Source organism: Streptomyces sp. enrichment culture, assembly GCF_964272855.1.
GTDB lineage: Bacteria > Actinomycetota > Actinomycetes > Streptomycetales > Streptomycetaceae > Streptomyces.
On the sequence record NZ_OZ186847.1, the window covers coordinates 8,434,809 to 8,456,457 of the forward strand.

20 protein-coding genes and 4 pseudogenes are annotated in these 21,649 nt (G+C 69.0%); 12 read left to right on the forward strand and 12 right to left on the reverse strand.

All coding sequences use genetic code 11. The features are described from left to right. Positions 1-19: 19 nt before the first annotated feature. A complete protein-coding gene (locus ACSU6L_RS37710; protein WP_437064185.1) occupies positions 20-1,183 on the forward strand; it encodes an oxygenase MpaB family protein in 1,164 nt (387 codons plus the stop codon). 51 nt (positions 1,184-1,234) lie between these two features. Here ACSU6L_RS37710 and glpK read toward each other — a convergent pair whose 3' ends face one another. Both glpK and ACSU6L_RS37720 read right to left on the reverse strand, forming a co-directional pair. After that, a complete protein-coding gene (glpK, locus tag ACSU6L_RS37715; RefSeq protein ID WP_437064186.1) occupies positions 1,235-2,749 on the reverse strand; it encodes a glycerol kinase GlpK in 1,515 nt (504 codons plus the stop codon). 44 nt (positions 2,750-2,793) lie between these two features. Further along, positions 2,794-3,567: an IclR family transcriptional regulator gene (locus ACSU6L_RS37720; RefSeq protein ID WP_437064187.1), complete on the reverse strand. Its 774-nt coding sequence runs from the start codon at positions 3,565-3,567 to the stop codon at positions 2,794-2,796. A gap of 249 nt (positions 3,568-3,816) precedes the next feature. Here ACSU6L_RS37720 and ACSU6L_RS37725 point away from each other — a divergent pair, with 249 nt between their 5' ends. The 3 genes from ACSU6L_RS37725 to ACSU6L_RS37735 all read left to right on the forward strand — a co-directional run bounded on the left by ACSU6L_RS37725 (position 3,817) and on the right by ACSU6L_RS37735 (position 5,357). Continuing rightward, on the forward strand, positions 3,817-4,242 hold the full coding sequence (locus tag ACSU6L_RS37725) for an ATP-binding protein (protein ID WP_437064188.1): 426 nt from the start codon (positions 3,817-3,819) through the stop codon (positions 4,240-4,242). A 128-nt stretch (positions 4,243-4,370) separates the two neighbouring features. Then, positions 4,371-4,979, forward strand: coding sequence for a DJ-1/PfpI family protein (locus tag ACSU6L_RS37730; protein ID WP_437064189.1), 609 nt, complete (start codon positions 4,371-4,373; stop codon positions 4,977-4,979). A gap of 132 nt (positions 4,980-5,111) precedes the next feature. Then, complete coding sequence (locus ACSU6L_RS37735; RefSeq protein ID WP_437064190.1) at positions 5,112-5,357, forward strand: hypothetical protein; 246 nt, start codon at positions 5,112-5,114, stop codon at positions 5,355-5,357. A 406-nt stretch (positions 5,358-5,763) separates the two neighbouring features. Here the strand turns inward: ACSU6L_RS37735 and ACSU6L_RS37740 are convergent, their stop codons facing one another. Then, entirely contained in the window at positions 5,764-6,369 is a 606-nt protein-coding gene (locus ACSU6L_RS37740) for a GPP34 family phosphoprotein (protein ID WP_437064191.1), read from the reverse strand. 248 nt (positions 6,370-6,617) lie between these two features. After that, positions 6,618-7,166: a hypothetical protein gene (locus ACSU6L_RS37745; protein WP_437064192.1), complete on the reverse strand. Its 549-nt coding sequence runs from the start codon at positions 7,164-7,166 to the stop codon at positions 6,618-6,620. A 101-nt stretch (positions 7,167-7,267) separates the two neighbouring features. Between ACSU6L_RS37745 and ACSU6L_RS37750 the strand changes: the two are divergent. Continuing rightward, a pseudogene (locus ACSU6L_RS37750) lies at positions 7,268-7,495 on the forward strand (virginiamycin B lyase family protein); the annotation flags it as partial. A gap of 128 nt (positions 7,496-7,623) precedes the next feature. On the opposite strand, the gene ACSU6L_RS37755 reads toward ACSU6L_RS37750, so the two are convergent. Further along, positions 7,624-8,157, reverse strand: coding sequence for a hypothetical protein (locus ACSU6L_RS37755; RefSeq protein WP_437064193.1), 534 nt, complete (start codon positions 8,155-8,157; stop codon positions 7,624-7,626). 185 nt (positions 8,158-8,342) lie between these two features. Then, a complete protein-coding gene (locus tag ACSU6L_RS37760) occupies positions 8,343-8,813 on the reverse strand; it encodes a MarR family winged helix-turn-helix transcriptional regulator (protein WP_437064194.1) in 471 nt (156 codons plus the stop codon). A 92-nt stretch (positions 8,814-8,905) separates the two neighbouring features. On the opposite strand from ACSU6L_RS37760, the gene ACSU6L_RS37765 reads away from it, so the two are divergent. Then, on the forward strand, positions 8,906-9,367 hold the full coding sequence (locus ACSU6L_RS37765) for an ester cyclase (RefSeq protein ID WP_437064195.1): 462 nt from the start codon (positions 8,906-8,908) through the stop codon (positions 9,365-9,367). A 51-nt stretch (positions 9,368-9,418) separates the two neighbouring features. Here ACSU6L_RS37765 and ACSU6L_RS37770 read toward each other — a convergent pair. Further along, a pseudogene (locus ACSU6L_RS37770) lies at positions 9,419-9,822 on the reverse strand (hypothetical protein). Positions 9,823-9,924: 102 nt separating this feature from the next. Here ACSU6L_RS37770 and ACSU6L_RS37775 point away from each other — a divergent pair. Then, on the forward strand, positions 9,925-10,308 hold the full coding sequence (locus ACSU6L_RS37775; protein ID WP_437064196.1) for a VOC family protein: 384 nt from the start codon (positions 9,925-9,927) through the stop codon (positions 10,306-10,308). A 154-nt stretch (positions 10,309-10,462) separates the two neighbouring features. Here the strand turns inward: ACSU6L_RS37775 and ACSU6L_RS37780 are convergent, their stop codons facing one another. Beyond that, on the reverse strand, positions 10,463-11,629 hold the full coding sequence (locus ACSU6L_RS37780; RefSeq protein WP_437064197.1) for an alpha/beta hydrolase family protein: 1,167 nt from the start codon (positions 11,627-11,629) through the stop codon (positions 10,463-10,465). A gap of 226 nt (positions 11,630-11,855) precedes the next feature. Between ACSU6L_RS37780 and ACSU6L_RS37785 the strand changes: the two are divergent. Next, positions 11,856-12,619 (forward strand): annotated as a pseudogene (locus tag ACSU6L_RS37785) (IS5 family transposase). A 164-nt stretch (positions 12,620-12,783) separates the two neighbouring features. Here ACSU6L_RS37785 and ACSU6L_RS37790 read toward each other — a convergent pair. Beyond that, positions 12,784-13,392, reverse strand: a complete 609-nt coding sequence (locus tag ACSU6L_RS37790; RefSeq protein WP_437064198.1) for a TetR/AcrR family transcriptional regulator — start codon at positions 13,390-13,392, stop codon at positions 12,784-12,786. A gap of 168 nt (positions 13,393-13,560) precedes the next feature. Between ACSU6L_RS37790 and ACSU6L_RS37795 the strand changes: the two genes are divergently transcribed. Beyond that, positions 13,561-14,370: an alpha/beta fold hydrolase gene (locus ACSU6L_RS37795; RefSeq protein ID WP_437064199.1), complete on the forward strand. Its 810-nt coding sequence runs from the start codon at positions 13,561-13,563 to the stop codon at positions 14,368-14,370. 564 nt (positions 14,371-14,934) lie between these two features. Here ACSU6L_RS37795 and ACSU6L_RS37800 read toward each other — a convergent pair. Both ACSU6L_RS37800 and ACSU6L_RS37805 read right to left on the reverse strand, forming a co-directional pair. Further along, positions 14,935-16,110, reverse strand: a complete 1,176-nt coding sequence (locus tag ACSU6L_RS37800) for a hypothetical protein (protein WP_437064200.1) — start codon at positions 16,108-16,110, stop codon at positions 14,935-14,937. 546 nt (positions 16,111-16,656) lie between these two features. After that, positions 16,657-17,055, reverse strand: a pseudogene (locus ACSU6L_RS37805) (transposase); the annotation flags it as partial. A 250-nt stretch (positions 17,056-17,305) separates the two neighbouring features. Between ACSU6L_RS37805 and ACSU6L_RS37810 the strand changes: the two are divergent. From ACSU6L_RS37810 to ACSU6L_RS37820, 3 genes are all read left to right on the forward strand, one after another. Further along, positions 17,306-17,968 carry a hypothetical protein gene (locus ACSU6L_RS37810; RefSeq protein WP_437064201.1) on the forward strand — a complete coding sequence of 221 codons (663 nt, stop codon included), beginning with the start codon at positions 17,306-17,308 and terminating at the stop codon, positions 17,966-17,968. A gap of 464 nt (positions 17,969-18,432) precedes the next feature. Then, complete coding sequence (locus tag ACSU6L_RS37815) at positions 18,433-19,347, forward strand: YceI family protein (RefSeq protein WP_437065190.1); 915 nt, start codon at positions 18,433-18,435, stop codon at positions 19,345-19,347. A 227-nt stretch (positions 19,348-19,574) separates the two neighbouring features. Then, the gene (locus tag ACSU6L_RS37820) at positions 19,575-20,228 is read left to right on the forward strand and encodes a YceI family protein (protein WP_437064202.1); all 654 of its coding nucleotides are present in this window, start codon (positions 19,575-19,577) and stop codon (positions 20,226-20,228) included. Positions 20,229-20,304: 76 nt separating this feature from the next. On the opposite strand, the gene ACSU6L_RS37825 is transcribed toward ACSU6L_RS37820, so the two are convergent. Next, positions 20,305-21,363 carry a phosphotransferase family protein gene (locus ACSU6L_RS37825; RefSeq protein WP_437064203.1) on the reverse strand — a complete coding sequence of 353 codons (1,059 nt, stop codon included), beginning with the start codon at positions 21,361-21,363 and terminating at the stop codon, positions 20,305-20,307. Positions 21,364-21,649: the final 286 nt, after the last annotated feature.

Consider the following 21,649-nt stretch of genomic DNA (forward strand, 5'->3'; position numbering starts at 1 on the left):
ACCGAGAGGGACTGCCCACATGACCTACACCGATGCCTCCATGGACGCCCTGCGCCAGGAAGGAGACGACCTCGCCGACGCCGTCGTCGCCACACTGTTCGAGCGCGGCGAGGTGGGCACGTTCAACACCCTCATGCGGTACGTGTCCAACGCCGGCTCACCCCTGCCGGACGGGCTGCCCGACGTCGCCCGTGAGTACCTTCAGGCCACCAGCGTGCCGCCGGCCTGGGTGGACTGGGCGGAGATGGAGAAGGCCCGGCTGTTCTTCATCGACAACAACGTGCACATCTCCACCGCGCTGTCCTTCGCCTCCATGCCCGCCTGCTACGTCGTCCCCCACGTGGCGAAGCTGCTGTCGGCCACCCATGGGCTGGACTACCCCTCCAAACGGATGGCGGAGACCGGCCAGTTCACCGTCTACCTCATGCAGCCCGACGCCTTCGAAGCCGGCAGCCGGTTCATCCCCGCCGCGCAGAAGGTACGCCTGCTGCACGCCTCCATCCGCCACCACCTCGAGCGCGAGGGCCGCTGGGACACCGCGACGCTGGGGACGCCGATCTGCCAGGAGGACATGATCGGCGGGCAGATGTTCTTCTCCATGCTCGTCCTGGACAGCCTGCACCGCCTCGGCATCCACATGAGCACCGAAGGGGCGGAGGCCTACTTCTACGCATGGCGCGTCGTCGGCGCCATCCTCGGCGTCGACCAGACGGCGGTGCCCAAGACCCTGGAAGAGGCCCGGCACTTCCTCGACCTGTACATGATCCGCCACATGGGCCCCTCGGACGAAGGCGCCCACCTGACCAGGCAGCTCATCGACCTCTACGAGGAGGTCGTCCCCGGAACCCTCTTCGACCCCGTCGTCTCCGCCCTGATCCGCTACCTGATCGGCGACACCTGTGCCGACTGGCTCCAGGTCCCGCGCACCGCCTGGGACAGCGTGGTCAAGGTCATCCCCAGCCTGCTCGGCGTGCTGGAGACCATCGAGGACCGCTCGCCCCTCGGCGCGTGGGCGCTGGACCGTCTCGGGCACCTGACCACCGTCTTCGAGCTGTCCTCGCTGACCCGCGGCCGTGTCATGCACTACGCCGTCCCCGAGCAGCTGAAGAAGGACTTCGGTGTCACCGGCAACGTGCCCCGCACCCACCGCTGGACACCGCCCGCACCCACGGTCGGGTCCTGACACGCCCGGCCGGATGGAGGTCCGCTCCGCGCGGAGACCGGCGGGGCCGTGTCAGGGAGCTCGCGGTGGTCTGACCCAGCCCAGGGACCGCTCTACGGCCCGCTGCCAGTTCTCGTACTCCGCCTCTCGCCGCTCGGGATCCATCGCGGGCATCCACTGGGCGGCCCGGTGCCAGTTGCGGCGCAGCACCTCCAGGCCGGGCCAGTAGCCGGCGGCGAGCCCGGCCGCGTAGGCGGCCCCGAGGGAGACCGTCTCGGCGACCATGGGCCGCACCACGGGCACGTCGAGCACGTCGGCCACGAACTGCATGAGCAGGTTGTCGGCGGTCATGCCCCCGTCCACCTTCAATTGCTGAAGGGGCACGGCGGAATCGGCGTTCATGGCGTCGACCACCTCCCGGGTCTGCCATCCGGTGGCCTCCAGGACGGCACGCGCCAGGTGCCCCTTGGTGATGTAGGAGGTGAGACCGACGATGACCCCGCGCGCGTCGCTGCGCCAGCGGGGCGCGAACAGACCCGAGAAGGCGGGCACGATGTAGCAGCCGCCGTTGTCCTCGACCGACCGCGCGAGGGTCTCGATCTCCGGGGCGCTGCTGATCAGGCCCAGACGGTCGCGGAACCACTGCACGAGGGCGCCGGTGACGGCGATCGACCCCTCCAGCGCGTACACCGGCGGCTGGTCCCCGATCTGGTACGCGACGGTCGTCAGCAGGCCGTGCCGGGACCGCACGAGGTCGAGACCGGTGTTGAGCAGCAGGAAGCTGCCCGTGCCGTAGGTGCACTTGGCCTCGCCCGGGGAGAAGCAGGTCTGGCCGAAGAGGGCGGCCTGCTGGTCGCCGAGGGCTGCCGTGATGGAGACACCGGGCAGCAGCGCGCGGGCCTCGCCGTAAGGCTCCGCGGACGACCTGATCTCGGGCAGCATCGCGCGCGGCACCCCGAAGAAGGCCAGCAGCTCTTCGTCCCAGGTGAGGGTGCGGATGTTCATCAGCATCGTGCGGCTGGCGTTGGTGGCGTCGGTGATGTGCAGGCCGCCGTCGGCGCCACCGGTGAGATTCCAGATCAGCCAGCTCTCCATCGTCCCGAACAGCACCTCGCCGTCCTTGGCGCGCTGCTCGATGCCCTTGACGTGGTCGAACAGCCAGCGGATCCGCAGCGCGGAGAAGTACGTCGACGGCGGCAGGGCGCACCGGTCCAGGAAGAACTCCTCTCCGGGGCTCTCTCGCAGCTCCTCGACGAGCGGTGCCGTGCGGGTGTCCTGCCAGACGATCGCCCGGCACAGCGGCGCGCCGGTCCGCCGGTCCCACAGCACCGTCGTCTCGCGCTGGTTGGCCAGGCCGACGGCGGCGACCTGCTCCCGCGCCACACCGGCGCCGGACAGGGCCTCGGGCACGACGCGCCGCAGGTCCTGCCAGATTTCGGCGGCGTCGTGCTCGACCCACCCCGGCCGGGGGAAGTGCTGCTGGTGAGCCTTCTGCGCGACCGAGACCAGCCGCCCGCGGTGGTCGAACAGGATGCATCGGGTCGAGTTGGTGCCCTGATCGATGGACATTACGTACCGTTCAACCATGATCGGCTCTGCCTTCCGACGGGTCGGGGGGCGGCTGTCCTGGCCTACCAGCGGGCGGCTCCCAGGTCTCTGGAGATCGCCCGGGCGGCTTCCCGGAGCAGACTGATCAGCTGCGGGCGGGGCTTGCCCTGGCTGTCGCAGATCCGCTCGACCGATCCGGACAGCCCGATCGCGCCGACGACGAGACCGCCGTGCCCGCGAATCGGCGCGGCGAGCCCGGCCTCGCCCATGCTCATCTCCTGGACCTCGGCGGCCCAGCCGACTTCCCTGACCTCGACGAGCGCCCGGGCGAGCCGTTCGGGATCGATCAGAGTGTGCCGGGTGTACGCCTCCAGCCCCTGTTCCTGCTCCCGGTCCGGTTCCACGGCCGCGGTCCCGAAGGCCAGCAGCACCTTGCCGAGCGAGGAGGCGTGCAGCGGCAGCAGCGCGCCCACGTCCATCGTCTGGAACGTGTCGTCCGGTCGGAACACGTGGTGGACGATGAGCACCTGGCCCTCCAGCGGAGTCCCCAGGCGCACCGCCTCACCGCTGCGCGCGGCCAGCGCGTCGGCCCAGTTCAGCGAGCGCGAGCGCAGCTCGTTGACGTCCAGATAGCTGGTGCCGAGGTGCAGCAGGGCGGCTCCGAGCTGGTACTTTCCGGTCGCCGCGTCCTGTTCCACGAAGTCCACGTGCTGGAGCGTGCGCAGAATGCCATGGGCGGTGCCCTTGGCCAGGCCGAGCGACGCCGCCACCTCGCCGAGCCCGAGTCGGCGGGGCCCACCGGCGAGCAGGCGCAGAATCGCCGCCGCCCGTTCGATCGACTGGACTGGGCCGGCCATGAGGCGAGCCTATTACCGCCGCGGACGCTTCGCCGCGCGGGCGGATGACCTTCGTGGACCGGGCGGACGGCACGCGTGGCCGGGGGCGGATGACCAGTGCGGACGGGGCGGATGAACTGGGCGGACAGGGGGGCGTTCGGTAATGCCGACCGCCGTTCATTGACCAGCCCGATTTGTCTTCATACGTTGCTGTGAAGCCCGGTAGGTGCCGAGAGCGCCGGCCGGCAGCACAGACCAACGGGAGTGAACATGGCGGCACAGCTCAACACGCTGCTACGGGCGGCATGCGAACACGTGTGTCCGGTGCCGCCCGCAGCCGGTGCGGCCTCGGCCATACGCCGACGTGTTGCGGCGGTCCTCGCGGACTGGGAGGTTTGCCCGGCGATCGTCGAGGACTCGCTGCTCGTGGTCTCGGAGCTGGCCACCAACGCGATCATTCACGCCCGGCCCCCGGCCGAGCTGCGGCTGTCGTGGGCGGCCGGCGACGGCGACGGGGTCCTCAGGGTCGAGGTCACCGACGCGGGACCCGCGCGTCCGCCGGGTCAGCCGCTTGCCGGGATCGACCCGGACGAGCACGGCCGGGGCGAGGCCATCGTCCACGCCCTGGCGACGCGTCACGGCATACGGGTCCACTCCGGCGGGGTCACCCGCTGGGCGGAAGTCGCCGCGGTGTGAGGCACGGACCGCGCCCCTGCCGCGGCGAGAGTGGGTGTGGGCATGCCATGCCGCCAGCCGCTGATTGGCTCTCGCGCCGGACCGGCGTACCGGGCGAGACTGCAGACCCGACGCAGTGAAGGAGTGTCATGCAGGTAGCCGTGGTCACCTTCGACGGGTTCAACGAGCTCGACAGTTTCATCGCCTCCGCCCTGATCAACCGGTGCCGCAAGGACGGCCTGGAAGCCTTCGTCACGACGCCGACGCCGGTGGTCACGTCGATGAACGGCGTCGAGGTGACAGGACAGCGCCCCATGGAATTCGTGACCGAGGCCGACGTCGTGCTGATCGGCAGCGGCGTGAAGACACGAGACGTGGTCGCCGACGACCAGCTGATCTCCCGGCTGCGGCTCGATCCCTCGCGGCAGCTGATCGGCGCGCAGTGCTCCGGCGCGCTCGTACTCGCCCGACTGGGGTTGCTGGAAGGCATGCCGGCCTGCACGGACATGAGAACCCGGCCCTTCGTCGAAGCCTGCGGCGTCGACGTGCTGGACGCGCCGTTCCACGCCGAGGGGAACATCGCCACGGCGGGCGGCTGCCTGGCGTCCCAGTACCTCGCCACATGGGTGATCACCCGAACGCTCGGCGAGGAAGCCGCCCGCGACGTCCTCGACTACGTCGCCCCGGTCGGCGAGAACCAGGAGACCGTCGAGCGAGCCCTGCGCGCCGTCCACACGGACGCGGTCGCACTGCGCTGACGCCTCGGCGAGGCCGGCCGACACGAGCCTTCCGCCTGCGGCGCCTCGCCGGCGGAAGGAGCAGAGTGGACGTATGCGTCTCGGGCAGAACCTCGTCATGACCCGGTCGCGGAGTGGTCCACCCCGGGGCTGGTGGGGCTCCCTCTGATACTGATCGTCGCGATCGCCGTCATGGCCATACAAACGCCCGAATCGATCCATCCCGGTCGGCTGCTTGTCGTAGCGTCGGCCATCACCGTTTCGCTCGGGACCGCCTGGCTCACCGGACTGATCGGCGCACTGGCCGTGGCGGCCCAGGTGGTGATCGCCGTGTTCCACGGGGGCCTGACGACGCCCAACCACCTGTCGCACCGAGAAGGAGGCGAACATCGGCGGTGACCTGTACGCCGTGGCCCGCACCGGCGACCGCACGCGCGTGCTCATCGGCGATGTCAGGGGAAAGGGGCTGGCCGCGGTCGGGGAAGCGGCGGCGCTGATGGGGGCGTCCACGAGGCTGCGTACGGGCACGCACCCTCCCGGCCCTGGCCAGCGCCATGGATCACGGTCTGTGCCGCTACCTGACCCAGTTCCCACCCCGCGCCACCACTGGGCATGTGCGGGGTGCTGGCCCAGATGCAGTCCCGACACGCTCGTCGAACACGTCGGGCGGGACCTCCTCGCCCACGCCGACGGTGCCCTCGGCGACGACGCCGCCATTCCTCGCCGTACGGCGAACGGCAGCCTTGGCGGCGAGCGGGTAGGGGGGCGGTGGCCGCCAAGGGCCGGAGCCATCCGGCGTACCGCGTCAGGGCTCCCGCCAGATGTTGTCGAACGCTGCCTCTTCGATGCTCCGCCGCTGCCGTTCACCCGCGAGCTCCGTCACCGCGTCGTAGACGGCGGCCGCCACGGTCACGACCGCCTCGTCGTCGAGGCCTTCGAAGTCCTCGGTCGGCTCATCGTGCATCACGGCGGCGGACGCGAGGGCGGCGAGCACGGGCTCGCCCGACCTCCAGCGGTCGGCGGCGCGGCGACGGGCCGGTGAGTCGGCCACTGCCGCCCGCTGCTTCCGGCCGGGAATCCAGCGGTGCCGCTGCGGGGTCGTCCGCTCTTCCTTCTCCAGGCCGTTGATGTAGGCCTCCGACAGGCCGCGGCCCCGGCGCCACAGCCAGTCCTGGACGGACTCGTACGGCGCCTCGCGGGTGAGTGACGCCACCGACGCGTCCAGCAGGCGGTCGTCCATCGCCCGCTGCGGGCCGGGCACGATGCGATCTCCGTCCAGGGTGACGACCTGGGTGCCGAGGAGGTCGATGAGTTCCGCACCCGCGAGGGCCAGCGCGAGGTCGCCCCGGTCGACGGGACGGTCGGCGGTGACGTCCAGGGTGACGAGCAAGAGGTCCTGTGCTGTGGTCATGCCGGACTCCATCTCAGTGGCATCGGTGGCGACACTCCGCCGAGGAGCCGCACGGGCACGGCTCTCACCGGGCGCGGAATGCCGCACCACCACCATGTGGCGCGGGAGGCCGGTGCGCAGCACGGAGGGGACGGCGGAGACCTCTGGTGGCACGGGAGTCCGGGCAGGCACGAGGTCGGCGCCCGGTTTCGCCGGAGCCGAGGAGCGGGTCGGTCATCGGTGGCGCTCGGGTGGTCGACCGAACCGTGTCAGGTGGTTTCCTCCGTCGGTACGGGGCCGGCGTCGGGGCCCTGGGCCCTGACCCGCTGGACGTGTTCGAGCGAGTCGCGCAGCTCGTTGAGCCAGTCGTCGGCGTGCTGCCGGACCAGCCGGACGCACCAGCCGAGCGCGTCGCTGCGACTGCGGGCCACACCACTGGCGACCAGGGTGTCCAGCACCTGCCGCTCGGGTTGCCGCAGGCGCGTCATGACGGGGGCCGCGACATGCGTGAACAGGGCGCGGGTCCCGTCGCATTCCACGCCCCACGACACCTTCTTGCCGAAGCGCTGCTCGGCCTCCCGGGCCACGCCGACGCGTGCGTCGCGAGTCCGCGCGCGGAACTCCTGGATGCGCCCCTGGACGGCCGCCTCCCGCTCGGCGGGGGAGGCGTCCTCGGCCAGGTGGGGTGAGGGGATGAACCCGATGACGGTGATCTCCTCGCGGTCCACGGTGACGTCGATGAGCCGTTCGTAGACATCCTCCGGCAGGCGGCCGGCGAACCAGCCGCGAAGCTTGTCGCGCTGTTCCTTTGTAAGCATGTAATCAGCGTTACTCGCTTCCAGGCGGCATGCAAGAGTGCGGCGGCGGCGCGTTGCGGGCCCTCGCCGCCGCCCCTGGGTGATCCTGGGCGACCATGCGGATGCTGCTCCTGGCCGTCCTGGTACTCATCACGCCACGCGGCAAGGTCACCCGCTGTGCGCTGCCGACTCCCGACAGCGGCCCGATCGGCATCACGGCCGGCCCGGACGGAAACCTCTGGTTCACCGAGTCCAACGCCGACCGGATCGGCCGGATCACCCCGCACGGCCGGCTCACCGAGTTCCCCCTGCCCACCACCCCCGGCGAGAGCAGAACGCCCTTCCACATCACCGCGGGCCCCGGTGCCAGGCGCCGCGAGCCCGGCATGATCGGCGAGACGTCCCCTAGGCCGATCCCTCAGCCGCCACACTTGTCGACGGCTTGCCCACCTCGCCGGCACGGCACCCGGTGCCCCGGCTACTCGATCAGGGCGTTCGCACCGATGATGACCAGGCCGATCAGCATGTCCAGGCTTCCTGCGCGGCACGAGGACGGCCATCCGTACCCGGCGGAGCGGGCAGCCGCCACGCCCAAGCTGAACAAGGCGATGGTGTTGAAGAGCAGGGCCGCGTCCACAGCCGTGGCCTCTGCCCACCACCCGGCCAGCGCGGCGAGCAGCATTCCCACCGTGGGCAGCACGGCGGCGGCCAGTGGCCATTCGCCGAGCACCGACCGCAGTCTGCTCCTTCTGACTGCCCCGTCGGACGGACGCTGGGCGATGACCTGCGCGTACCCGTGGGCGGTGACCGACGCCAGCGCGGTGAGCAATACCCACAGCGCGTCCGAACCGGGATCGGCCTCCTCGCCCGACGGGTCCAGCGCGGCCACCATGGCGCTGGCCAGCACCAGTCCGTAGATGCCGCCGAACAGCGAATGCTGGGGCGGCCGGTGCCGCAAGGTCCATCTTCGTGCGGCGCCCTCGGGGCGGACATGGTCGGCGCGGTCGGGCATCGCATCGCCTCGGTGCGGGAAGGGGGCGGGGTCCGCACATGCTCACCCGCGTGGTGTGAGGGAACACGACGCCACGCGGGTGAGCATGCTTGTTGTGCCCCAAAGGGGCCTGCCGTCCCGCTGACCGGAGGCAGTCTCGTGCAGGCGACGCGACTCGATGCCCAACCGGACGGGACTCCCTCTGGTCAGCCCCTCCGGATACGTTCGGTCTGTTCGCTGCCGACTTCGGTGATGCGCTGCAGATACCGCTCGATCACCCCGAGTTCGTCGTCGGTGAAATCGTCGAGAGCCTGGGCGAAGGCACGGCCGGGCGTCTCCCAGGCGGCTTCGAGTTCGGGGTTCCGGCGGGCGGTGAGGGAAACGAGCATCTTGCGCCGGTCGCCGGCGTCGGGCCGCCGTTCGACGAGCCCGGCCCGTTCCAGCCGGTCCACCAGGCGGCTGGCCGACCCGGAGGTGAGCCCGGTCAGCTCCGCGATCTCGCCGGTGGTCCGCGGCCGGGGCTCCAGTGCGAGCAGGCTGACGCACTGCAGATCGGTCGGGTGCAGGCCGAGTTGTTCGGCCATGGCCTGGTTGAACAGGGTGTAGGCGGCGTGGTGCCGACGCGCGGCCGCAGTGACCGCGGCCACCGTCTCCGAGCGGGTGCGGCGGTTTGACATGAGCTGATCCTTATGGCCTACAGTGTGAATGTCTGCGTCGCGCAGCCAATGTGTGACGCAGATTATTTCTATCACGTCACCCAGGAGAGTCCATGACCACCCAGCCCCCCGAGCAACTGCGCGCCCTCTACGACCGCTGGAGCGCGTTATGGCGCGGCGACTTCAGCCACGCCGAGGACATCCTCGACCCCGGCTTCGTCGTACATCAGGCACGACCCGACGGCAGCGACTCCGAAGCGGTCACCGGCGCGGCCCGACTGCTGCCCGAGATCGAACAGACCATGGCCGCCTTCGGCGACATCACCATCACCGTCGACCTCGGCCCGATCGTCGAGGGCGACCTGATCGCCGCGCGCTGGACCATGCGGGCCGTCTACACCGGTGGCATCCCCCACGCCACCGCCCCCACCGGCACGAAGATCGCATTCAGCGGCCACGACATCCTGCGCGTCGCCGACGGCAGGTTCGTCGAGTACTGGACCTGCACCGACATCCTGGACGGTCTGGCCCAGCTCGGAGCCGTATCCGGACCCAACGGCCCGGCACAGCACTGAAGCCCCTGCGAGCCGGTGGGATTGCAAGAGCCTGCCAGGGGCGGCGGTGCGCTATCCCATGACCGCGCGGGCTGCGTCCAGAAACGCCAGCCGGTTGTCCTCCAGGTAGTCCCGCACGCTCTCGCCGTCGGGCAAGCCTTCCCACACCGTCCGGTTGAGGTCGAGGCAGTACGCGCGTGCCGCGTCGTGCACGGGCAGGGGGAACTGGGTGCGGACTCGGAAGGCCGGCTGAAGGCCGAGCGTTCGGCCTCGGCCCCCGCCTCGACGAACCGCTCCAGCAACGCCAGCCGTTCCGCCCGCCGCGCCTCCGACAAGGAGATCTCCTGCCGTTGCCGTTCCGCGCGCTCCGCCGAGAGTTGAGTCCTGTGCTGGACGAGGAAGGACAACGTTCCGCCGAGGACAACACCGCCCAGCGATATGAGGGACCCCCAGATCTGACCTGACATGGCCGTCATCGTTCCATGCCCTGGATCCGCGATGCCCTTCGGGACAGCCCCCAGGACGTGCAAGCGACAACTCGGTGGCGACTGGAGCGGAAGTGAGAAAGGCTCGCCCGCATGGTTTCGGTAGTGCAGAACGTGGCGATCGACTGCGCGGATGCCTACGAGCTGGCCCGGTTCTGGAGCGGAGTGACTGGCCGTCCACTGCATCCGGAGGACAAACCGGGTGACCGGGAGACTCAGGTGCTGCTGGCGGAGGGCCCAGTGCTGTACTTCAACCAGGTGCCCGAGTCCAAGAAGGTCAAGAACCGGATCCACCTGTGCCTGCGCCCCGAGACGTCGCGTGAGCAGGAGGTGGAACGGCTGCTCGCCCTCGGCGCCACCTTTGTGACCGATCACCGGAATCCCGACGGCTCCGACTGGGCAGTCCTCGCCGACCCTGAAGACAACGAATTCTGTGTCCTTCGCAGCGAGTCCGACCGGGCCGCGACCACTTCCTGAACCCCGAGTCCATCCTGGCCGCGTCCCGCCGGCGCTTTGACCGGCTGCGCTGCTTCGGCTCGCGACCGGCCTGAGTGCCCCCGCAGCGGGGCCACGCCAGGAGCAGGGTGCCGGGCACGACCCCGCGCTGCCCTGTCCTGGCCCCTCCAGGCGGTCAGCCTGCCTTGTGGATGACCACCTCAGGGTGCTCGGCGGTCGGCCCGTCCAGCAGCTTCCGGTCCACGCCCTTCAGGTGCAGGTCGAAGAACGCCGTCACGTACGCGCGGGTGATCTCCTGCGACCGCTTGCCCGACAACGGCTCATCCGGCGACAGGAGCCCGAGCTGGTCACCGAGGACGGGCACGTCCGTGAACGTGAAGTGCTCCGCGCCGGTGACGTTGATCCAGCGCTTCCAGCCGTCGAGGAGCGGCCAGTCGCGTATCCAGGAGGGGTCGCCGTCGCCGGTGCCCAGCATCATGAAGGGGCGCTCGCCCAGGCCCTCCGCCGGTACCGGCTCCATGAAGGAACCGTCCATGTTGGCACCGGCCCGGACCCGCTCGTCGCCCGCCATGGTCGTCGCGGCGGAGGCGCCGCCGATGGAGTGGCCGGCCATGCCGATCCTCGTGGGGTCGATCATGCGGGCGTGCCGCCAGGCGGGGTGCCGGTCGGCGAGCAGCCGGTCGAGGAGGAAGGACACGTCCTTGGCCCGGCCCCTGGGTACCACGCCGTACCCACCGGGGCCGACCTTCTCGCAGGCGACGCAGTTCAGGAGGCGTCCACCGGGAAATGCCGTGCCGACCGACTCGTAGGCGTGGTCGACAGCGGCGACGACGTACCCCTGGCTGGCCAGTTCCTCCGCGAGCAGGGACAGGGTGGAGCGGTTGACGGTGAACCCGGGCGACAGCACGACGAGCGGGAACTTCCCTCGTACGGGCGTGGCGGCGGGGCGGGCGTTGGTGCGGGTGCCGCTGAGCGTTCTCGCGGACACCACATCGGTGAGTTCCCGGTCGTCGATGAAGGCTTGTGCCTCGGCGTCGGTCATGTACGGAGCCGTCCGGCCGCCACCGGGCCGCGCCGGGTAGTACATCGACACCATCAGTTCACGCGCCCCGGCCTCCGGCACCCAGGGATCGGGACGGCTCTTGTCGACGAGGTGCAAGGTGTCACGGCCCACCGCGTACGACCCGGTGGGCGGCGGCAGTTCGAGGCGTACGCGGGCGGTCTCGGCGGCCGACGACCCCGCAGTGGGCGAGGGCGGCGCGGCTTGGGCCACGCCCGTGCCGAGGAGGGCGAGAGACAGACCGAGTAAGGCGGCGGCTGCGCCGCGAGGCAGATGATTCATACCGGTGAGGCTAGGCAGCGGGTCACGCCCAGGCGTCCCCCCACGGCCTGAACGGTGTCGGACCCTGGGCGTATGCCGATCTCCACCCGTGGACGGACACGGGCATGCTCGTATCCCTAGGTCGTGTCCGCAAAGTGGTTGGCGCGTTGGTCTGTTCGTGGTGCGTCGTCACGAGCTGACTGATCAGGCATGGGCGGTCATTGAGCCGTTGCTGGCTCCGTCGCGGATGGGCCGCCCGGCCCGCGACCGGCGGCAGGTCCTCAACGGCATCCTGTGGAAGCTGTCCACGGGGGCGGCCTGGCGGGACCTGCCCGAGCGTTACGGGCCGTGGAAGACGGTCTACGAACGCTTCCGCCGCTGGTCGGCCGACGGCACCTGGGACCGGCTGCCGGCCCACGTCCAGCAGCACTCGGATGCCGTCGGTGCCGTTGACTGGACGGTCGTGTGTGTCGACTCCACGACCGTGCGGGCTCACCAGCACGCGGCCGGGGCGCGAAAAGGGGGCTCTGGCCGGGTGAGGCGATCGGCCGGTCCCGCGGCGGGCTGACCACGAAGATCCACCTCGCCTGCGACGGCGAGGGCAGGCCACTGGCCTTCACCCTGACCGCCGGGAACGTCAACGACTGCACCCAGTTCGAAGCGGTGATGGCCCGCATCCGCATCGGGCGGTGCGGGCCCGGCCGTCCTCGCACCCGACCCACCCTGGTCGTCGCGGACAAGGGGTATTCGTCCACGAAGATCCGCTCCTACCTGCGCAGGCGCGGCATCAAAGCCGCCATTCCGGAGCGGATCGACCAGATCAACGGCCGCATCCGACGCGGAGAGAGCAGATGCCGGCTTGACCGGGCCGCCTACCGGCGCCGCAACACCGTCGAGCGCTGCTTCAACAAGCTGAAGCACAACAAAGCCCTGGCGACCCGCTACGACAAACGCGCCCGTCACTACCAAGCCCTGGTCACCATCGCGTGCCTGCGACTCTGGCTGCCGTGACATTGCGGACACGACCTAGGGGGTGTCTCGCCGATCAGGCCGCGAGCCCGGCATGATTGGCGAGACACCCCCGAGGGGGCGCGGGCCCGATTGACAGGAGTCTCGTGAAAAGGCAACGCCTTTGGCGCCTGGGCGAGTTGGCGAGGAGAGGGTGCTTTCCGTGATCAGGCGTAGGCGGCGAGGAAGGCGCGGATGCCGCCTACGGCGTAGCGGTCGAGGTCGGCCTCGCTGTGCTGGGCGCCGCCGTGGAACATGGCCTGGTTCACTGGGATCCACAGCAGCAGCCCGGCGAAGTGGTGGGCGGCCAGCATGGGGTCGTCGGTCTTGAGCAGCCCCTGATCGGTGAGGCGCTGAAAGGTGGCCGCCAGGGTCGCGAGGACCCGTTCGAAGCCCTGCTCGTACCAGGCCGCGCCCAGTTCGGGGAAGCTGTCGGCGTTGGCGATGATGAGGCGGTGCAGCTGGATCACCTGCGGCTGAGTGAGAGCTGCCAGGAACTGGCGGGCGAGGCGGGTCAGGTTCTCTTCCAGACCCTCTGCGTCGGCGGGGACGTCGGCCACCAGGTCCACCATCGCGTCGATGCGGTCGGTGGTGGCCAGCACGATCTCGGCGAACAGCTTCTCCTTGTCCGCGAAATGCTTGTAGACGGTCTGCTTGGACACCGCGGCCAGCTTCGCGATGTCGTCCATGCTCGTCCCCGCGTAGCCCTTGTTCAGGAACACGGTGGTCGCCGCGTCCAGGATCGCCTGATGCTTGCGCGCTGACCGGCTGTCCATCATCAGCTTCCTCTTCTGTTCAATCCGCCGCCTACTGCTCATACCCGAGGAGAGTACTGGACTGACCAGTACTCATGTGAGTACTGTACCGTCTAGTTCCGATTCCGGGCGCAAGCGCAGGCCGGTAGAGCTCCTGCTTCTGGGCTGCACATCAATGGGGGTTTTCACATGGACAAGGTGTTCTCTGCTGACGGCACGGCCATCGCATACGAGCAGCAGGGCTCGGGCCCCGCGGTGGTACTCGTCGGTGGTGCCTTCATGACCCGCGGCGACTCCGCCGAACTCGCCGGTCTGCTGGCCGAGCACTTCACGGTGATCACGTACGACCGCCGGGGCCGCGGCGACAGCGGGGACAGCTTCGCGTACACGGTGCAGCGCGAGATCGCGGACCTGGACGCGCTGATCGAGGGCCCGGCCGGCGGCTCGGCCATGGTCTTCGGCATGTCCTCGGGCGCCGTCCTCGCCCTGGAGGCCACCGCCCGCGGCAGCGCCGTATCGCGCCTCGCGCTGTACGAGCCGCCGTTCGTCACCGACGACAGCCGGCCGCCGCTGCCCGCCGACTACGTGGAGCACCTGACGGAACTCGTGGGTCGCGAGGCGTACGGGGACGCCGTCGCCTACTTCATGACGGCGGCGATCGGCCTGACCGACGAGGTCGTGGCGGGTATGCGGCAGGCCCCGTTCTGGGCGGGCATGGAAGCCGTCGCCCGCACCCTCCCCTACGACGGACGGATCATGGGCGACACCATGTCCGGGCGACCCCTGCCGGTCGACCGATGGGCGTCCGTGACCGTTCCCGTCCTCGTCGGCAGCGGAGACGCGGGCGCGCCGCACATGCTGACCGGCGCGCGGGAACTCGCCGCGGCGGGCGACAACTTCACCCTGCGGATCTTCCCGGGCCAGGAGCACGCCATTGACGCAGAGGTTCTGGCCCCGGCCCTCGCCGGCTTCTTCGCCGAGACGCAGCAATCCGCATGAGTACGGTCTTCGCGACTCTGGGGATGCCCCTCGACGGTTTCGTCGCGGGCCCGAACGCCGACTGAGCCAAGTGCCCGCGGCAGCAGGCCGGTTCAGTTCAGCAAGCGGGACCAGCTCGCCGCGCTTGTTGACCGGCTGCAGCTGAGCGTGTCGATGACGGCGATCCTGGCGATGAAGACCAAGCTGGAGGCGTCCAACCTGGATCTGCGGTAGTTCGGTCCGATTGACGGCCCACGGCCACCACCAGTCCTCCCGGCCGTCCGGCGCCGCGTCACGGCCGGGAGCTGGATGCTGCGAGCGGCCCGTCCGGGCGTCTTCGGGGGATACCTTGGCGGGCCGTGACATTGTCGGGCGAGGCGATCGGATCCACAGACGGCCTGCCGGGCCTGTGTACCACAGCAGCAGATCCGGGCAGCGAGATCACGATCGATCGACTCCGGTCTCGCGGCCCGGGCCGAGGTGTTCTGCCGGGGTCCGCCGGGACCGGCCGACTTCGCCTCCAGCGATGTGATCGATCAGCCCTCGATCACGACTCCGTTGATCTGCTGCTGTAAAGTCGCCGCATCAGCGTAGCCGCCAGCGGTAGGTCACCTCGTAGTGGCCGGTGAAGTGCTCACTGCGCGAGGTGGCCACGATCGGAAGAGTTCGTAGCCTGCCGATCTCAGGTGAGCTGCCGTCCGTTACGGATCCCATCAGGATCGGCGGCGCCTCGACCAGCGGATAGATCTCGTCCTCGCCGAGTGCGCGCAGGCCCCGCACGATGAGAGAGGCGGCACTGGCGACTGCCACTGCCGCGCACACCACCACGCCCACCGGGCTGGCCGCGACCGGAACCCCCGTCGTTCCCAGCAGCACGGCTCCAGATGCGTCAGTGACGACGAGCGAAGCTACTCCAGGGACGCTGAAGCTGTGCGCAAAGAGTGAGCCGAACAGCACGCCGGCGATCTCGGCGGAGGTAAGGATTACCCCTACGTCCTTGTTCTTGGGAGTGTTTCCTCGATCGTGTTCGACCAGTCCGAACTGTATTGCCATGCCGAATGGGAAAGTCGCTCGCGCAAGGTCGAATGACAGGAACGGGCTGGGTGACACTGACTTCTTGTCTCCCGTTCCGAACTTGCCCAGATCCACCTCGCGGGAGACGGGACGGACTTGGGCGCCGACCACCGATGCCGACAGTGTCATCTCGTCCTTTGAATCCAGCTCCCCGAAATTCTTTGTCTTCTCGACACAGTGCACGCTGCCGATCTCCAGATCCAGTCGGGCGAATGCCCGGCCTGCCGGAGGAGTCGCACCAGTCGCTGCGCGCAGGGCCTTGATCTGCTCCGGGCTGAACGGCGAAGCCAGCTTCAGTCCCGCCCACTGGTCCGTCACCGACTCCACTGACTTCGGGTCGACCCCGGCCAAGTCACCGTAGTGCTGCCGGCGGGCTGCTACCGACGTGACGCGGGTCACGGCCTCGGAGGCCAATGTCTTTTGCTCTTCGGCAGGCAGGATCTTGACGTGCTGCAGCATGAGGTTTTCAAGAGATTTTCTCCCGCTGGGGAGCGGAAACCTCTTGGGATCACTCTGGTGGGCCAGGACGCGGTCCCGTGCCAGCTCCAGCGCGGCCACTACCCGGTCGACTTCCTGCTGCACCTTCGCTTCCACGGTGCCATTGAGCAACCGTCTCAGTTCCGCAGGCAACTGCACGCGTCCCGCAGAACCCATGTCAGTGCGTATGACGTCCAGCCGACTAGTCATGTTCAAGTTTCCCTTGCATCCAGTACGCCTGCCGGCGTCGATGTTGGGGGCGGGAAGGGAAGAGGCCTGGCGCGGTTTGAGTGAATCGAGCGAATGGCCCGTAATTGGCCGGTGCAGGATCTGTTACGGTGCCAATCTCGCACCGTCGTTTGCGATGGAAAGCGCAATCCTCAAACTATTTTGAGCCACCCAAGCCAATCTCGCATCTCACCTCAAGCCCATTGAGATGCACCACGACTGGCTGCGGCGCACCCTGGTACTACAGCAGCAGATCAACGGAGTCGTGATCGAGGGTTGATCGATCACATCGCTGGAGGCGAAGTCGGCGGTCTCGGCGGACCCTGGCAGAGCACCTTGGCCCGGGCCGCGAGACCGGAGTCGATCGATCGTGATCTCGCTGCCCGGATCTGCTGCTCTAGTACGTGGGAGAGTTGGGCGGGCCGGGCTTCCGACGGGTCGGGGCCTCGGTCGTCGGGACGACCGCGAGACCGATCAGTCCCGTTGGCCTTCGCGGGGCGGTGGCCGGCGCTTGCGGCGGGACTGTCGTCGGGTGATTCGCCTGGTCATGATGGTGATTGCGGCCCAGGTGATCAGCGACTCGGAGTGCTGGATGAGCCGTTCGTAGTCGCGGGCGTGTCGGCGGGTGTCCATGATCCAGGCGATCGACCTCTCGACCACCCAACGGCGGGGCAGGATGACGAACCCTTTGGCGTCCCTGGGCCGGCTGACGGCCTTGAGGGTGAGGTTCAGATACTTCTTCGCCCAGGGCGCGAGCTATCCGGCAAAGCCGGAATCGGCCCAGACGATCGTGATCTACGGGTGCATCAACCTGAGCCGGAACAGTACCTCCTTCGCGGCCTCGCGGTCGGTCATGTCGGCCGGCGTGACCAGGACCAGCAGCGGCAGGCCCTTGGTGTCCACGACCAGGTGCCGCTTACGGCCATTGGAGGCCAACTGCAGGCCGTGCCGCCGCTGCGGGTCACCCGAGTAAGGGCCTGGCCTGGCCTGGCCCAAGCCCCGCCTCGCGGGTCGAGGTTTGGTCGGCTGGCGGCACCGCTCAGCGCCTGCAAGTCAACGACGGCGAGGTCGAGTTCACTTTCGCCCTCTATGGCATGCAGCGGAGACTCGTACGGGGTTTCACCTTCCCGCGATCTCGCCCGCCTGGCGAGGCGGAGCAAGGCCTAGTGTGATGAGCATGTCCAACGGGATCACATGGATAGGCGCACACAGCAGCACACAAAGACAGGCCGCCCAGCCCGGAATGCTCGGCGGGATATCGCTGACCTGCGCCCGCGGTCTCGACGCGGACGAGTTCCTCATCGCGCTGGGTGCCGACCTCGATGAGCTTGCCGCGGGCACCCCGTACAAGGATCTTGCCGTGCCGGTGGGGCGGCCGGGGATGCCGTCGCCCCGTGTCAATCCCGTGATGTACGGGACGTGCGGGGACTGGGTCTACGTGCTGGAGGACTGGGGGACGGCTACGTGGGCGACTGGGTATCAGGGGATCGAATCGATGCGGCCCTGGCCGGACGAGGAGATCGTCTGCGTGACGATGAACCGGTGGAGCCCACCGTCGATGATCATCCATGCGCCAGGTGACGGGCATGCCTGGCGGGCCGACTTCGGACAGGACACAGGTCAGTCGTCCGCCCTGGATGCGGCACTGCATGCAGCGGGCGCAGTATTCCCGTCTCTGCCGGACGAAGACGAAGCCGAAGTGGCGGCCTATTACGAGGAGCACAGGTGGCGACTCTCCACAGCTGTATTCACCGCCATCGGCGACTACTGTGACCTGTCCATCGACCCGGTTGACGTCCAGGCCGGTGGCCTGCCGTCGGTCTTGATTCCGATGGTGTGATGAACAACGGGTGTCCATCCAGTGCCTGCACGGCCGTGCCCTGCTTCTTCTGCGCTCGGGCTCCGGGATTGAACAGTCCCGTGGTCGGGACGCGCAGCCGGCCTGGCCCGACCAGCCCTGCCCGGCGCGCCTGTGTCAGGTCCGTGGTGAATCCGCAGGCCGCTTGTGAACATCTCGCTCCTCTTCCGTGCCCTTCACCACAGCATTGCTGCAAAGCAATGAAGCCGAGGTGCGGCGATATGGCCCGTCGATGTACTGATTTGTGACTCAGCATCCACAGACAAAAGGGGTGGACAGCTCCGACATCAGGCCGACTTACCGGCACGTGGGCGCCCCTATGATCGTCAACGAGCTACCGACTCCGCGCCCGCTTGCCCTCCTGTCGCGAACGGTCCTTAGCGACCGCGAACGCAACCGGCTGAGCGGGCAGCGTGAAGCTGATGCACGTGAAGAAAGGTGAACTCATGGCCCTCGGGCTACTCCGACGCCGGCGCCCCCGCGGCGCCTCCGGTGCCGGACCGAGCATCTCCGTTCCCCTGCCGCCCGATGCCGGGGCGTTCGGCTTCGAGGTCGTCGATCCCATGGGGCTGCCCATGGGCGGAGCCGAGGTCACCGTGACCGCGCTGGACAGCCACCGGGTTGTGACGCATGGCATCACGGACCCCTACGGCTACTTCATAGCGACGTTGCCACCGGGCTCCTACAGCGTGATGACCGTGGCCGAGGGCCTGTCGCCTTCCCGGGAGAACCTCGACATCGCCGCCGGAGTGGCTCTGCCGCCGGTGCGCATCGCCCTGGAGCCCGCCCGCCAGCTGGAACTTCCGACAGCCGGAACCTGGCTGTTCGACCCTCCCCACACCGCGATCCGGTTCATCGCCAAGCACGTGGGCATGGCCCACGTCCACGGCCGGTTCACCCGCTTCCAGGGCGGCATCCGCGTCGCACCGAACATGGCCGACTCGCACGTCTCGGTGCGCATCGACGCCTCCAGCATCACCACGGGCAACAACACCCGCGACAACCACCTGCGTTCCGCCGACTTCCTGGACGTCGAACGTTATCCCTACATCGACTTCACCAGCACGCGGTTCGCGCATCGCGGCGGCTCCAAGTGGACCCTGCACGGCACGCTCACCATGCACGGCACCAGTCGCTCCGTCGGCCTCGACACGTCCTATCTCGGGATGGTCAACGGAGGCTACGACCAGGAACTGCGATGCGCGGCTCTCGCGAAGGCGGAACTCCACCGGGAGGACTTCACCCTCAACTGGCGTTCCATGCTGGCCCGCGGCATCGCGGTCGTCGGTCCGACCGTCCAACTGGAGCTGGACGTACAGGCGATGTACCGCACCCACGACACGCCCACGCCCCCGGAGTAGGCCCGCAGGGAGCAGAGGCTTGGCACGGGCTGCGCTCCGACAGGAGCTTGCGCTCGTGCGAGGGGTGCGGACGCGGCACCGTCCCGCAGCGCACCCCGCATCATGTCGATCTTGTGCAGCTTTGCAGTCGACCGCATGGAACCCGGACGAGGCCACCCATCTTGCTGGTCAGCGCCCGGCGACGCCGTGATAGCACGGAGCGATCAGATGGGAAAGGGATCACGATCATGGGTATCTTCAGCCGTCGCCAGACCGCCGCTTACGAGTCGACCCCGGCTGTCGGCACAGGCGCCTCTGCCGTGGAGAACTCGCCCCGAAGTACGGCTCTGGAACCGGCACTTCGAGCGCTGACCGGACGATGGACCATCGATCGCCCACACAGCCGCATCGGATTCTCCGTGCGGCACGCCATGGTCACGACCGTGCGGGGAGCCTTTACCGACTACGACAGCACGCTGTACTTCGACGGAGCCCGGCCGGCCGAGTCGCGGGCCGACCTCGTCATCCGCGTCGCCAGCGTCGACACGGGCGTGGAACAACGGGACGCGCACCTCATAGGCCGCGACTTCTTCGACGCGCGCCGCTACCCGGAGATGACCTTCCGCAGCACCTCCACCGTCCACGAGGGTGGAGAGAGTTTCCGCATGACCGGGGACCTGACCATCCGCGACGTCACCCGGCCCGTCGAACTGCAACTCGACTACCTCGGCTCGGTCGTGGACCCGTTCGGCTACGAACGAGCCGGCTTCGACGGCACCACCACCATCGACCGCACCGAGTGGGGCCTGGTCTACAACCAGCGCCTCAAGGCGGGCGGCACCATGGTGAGCGAGAAGGTCAGACTGCAGTTCGACATCTCCGCGATCCGGTCGACGTCATAGGTGGTGTCGAAGTACCGGTCGCCCTGTCGGCCGGCACGCCACGTCCGCCGACCGGGCACAGTGATCAGTCAGGCTGTCAGTACCAGGGCCGTGGGTTATGTGTCGGCAGTGCGCGCAGTGTGGGCCACCGCTCCATCAGGCGCACGGCCAGAGCCGCACTGAGGCGTCCGAGTGCGTGCAAATGGTCGTGATCGCAGGTCAGGTCGGCGACCACGCCGAGTCGGTGGACGAGGCGTTCTCGGGCGGAAACGTAGCCCCACTCGAAGTCCTCGACCGGTACCCGTGCGAGGTGGTCGACGGACTCGCGGTGGGCGCGCTCGACGAGTGCGTCGCCACGGATCAGCCAACCGGCGCAGGCGTCGGCGAGATCGCCGGGCACGTCCCTGCCGGTGAGGCCGCGCCAGGTGGCACGGTAGACGGCCTCGGCTTCCGCGAGTGGAGTAGCCGTGACCGACATCGCACACCAGCAGGTCGGGAAACCGATGCGGAAGTAGGCGAGTTCGACCAGGCCGTTGCCCAGCGACGCCTGCTCGAAGTCGACGAAGTGGACGCCGGTGGCGGTGCGCAGGTCGTTGCCGGGGCAGGGATCTCCGTGCAGCAGCGCATGGTGGGGCGCCGGATCGAGCCGGTCGATCAGGTCGGCGAGTTCATTCGCAACTCCGGATGGGACGGAGACGTCGAGGGCCTTGGCGAGTGCGAGAAAGGACTCGGCATCGCCGGCCGTCGGTCCGGACCAGGCGGGAAGCGTTCCCTTGTCGGTCGGCCCGGTGAGCGCGTGCAGCCGGGCGAGGGAGTCGGCGTAGCCGGGCATCCAGTCATCGGTGGCGCCGAGGTCGTCCAGGTGTTCCAGGACCATCACCCGTGACGCCGCGTCCGTTCCGAGCAGTGCGGGCGCGACGGTCGGCCGCGTCGCCCGTGCGGCGAGCCGCAACGCGGTGACCTCCCGCGCATAGCGCGCATCCCCGTCGGCCCCGGTCCCACCTCCGTCGGCGATCTGCTTGACGATCACCCGGCCCCCACCGCGCAACTCGACCCGCCACACCCTGGACCGCGGGCTGCTGTCCAGCAGCGTCGCCTCCGTGGGGGAGCCCAACGCGGAACGCAACTCGTCGCTGATGGGCACCCGGATCGACATGATGGTCAGCGTAGGGCCTTCCGGAGCACGGTGTACGGAAACTCCGCCAAGGCCAGCCGCCACTGTGGTCCCGTCGGACCGTCGGCGCCGCATCGTGCTGCTGGCCCGGCCCGAGGTACCCCAGCACTACGGATACGTCCACGCCGGTGCCACCCATCGCCATCGCGGACAGTGCGGGCGGCGGCGCGGCGCTGACGCTGTTCGAGGAGCCACTTGGAGGCGATCGGCACCGTTCTCAGGTGTATGGCCTCGAGAGCGGTGTGCGCGGAAGCAGGTAGCTAACGGC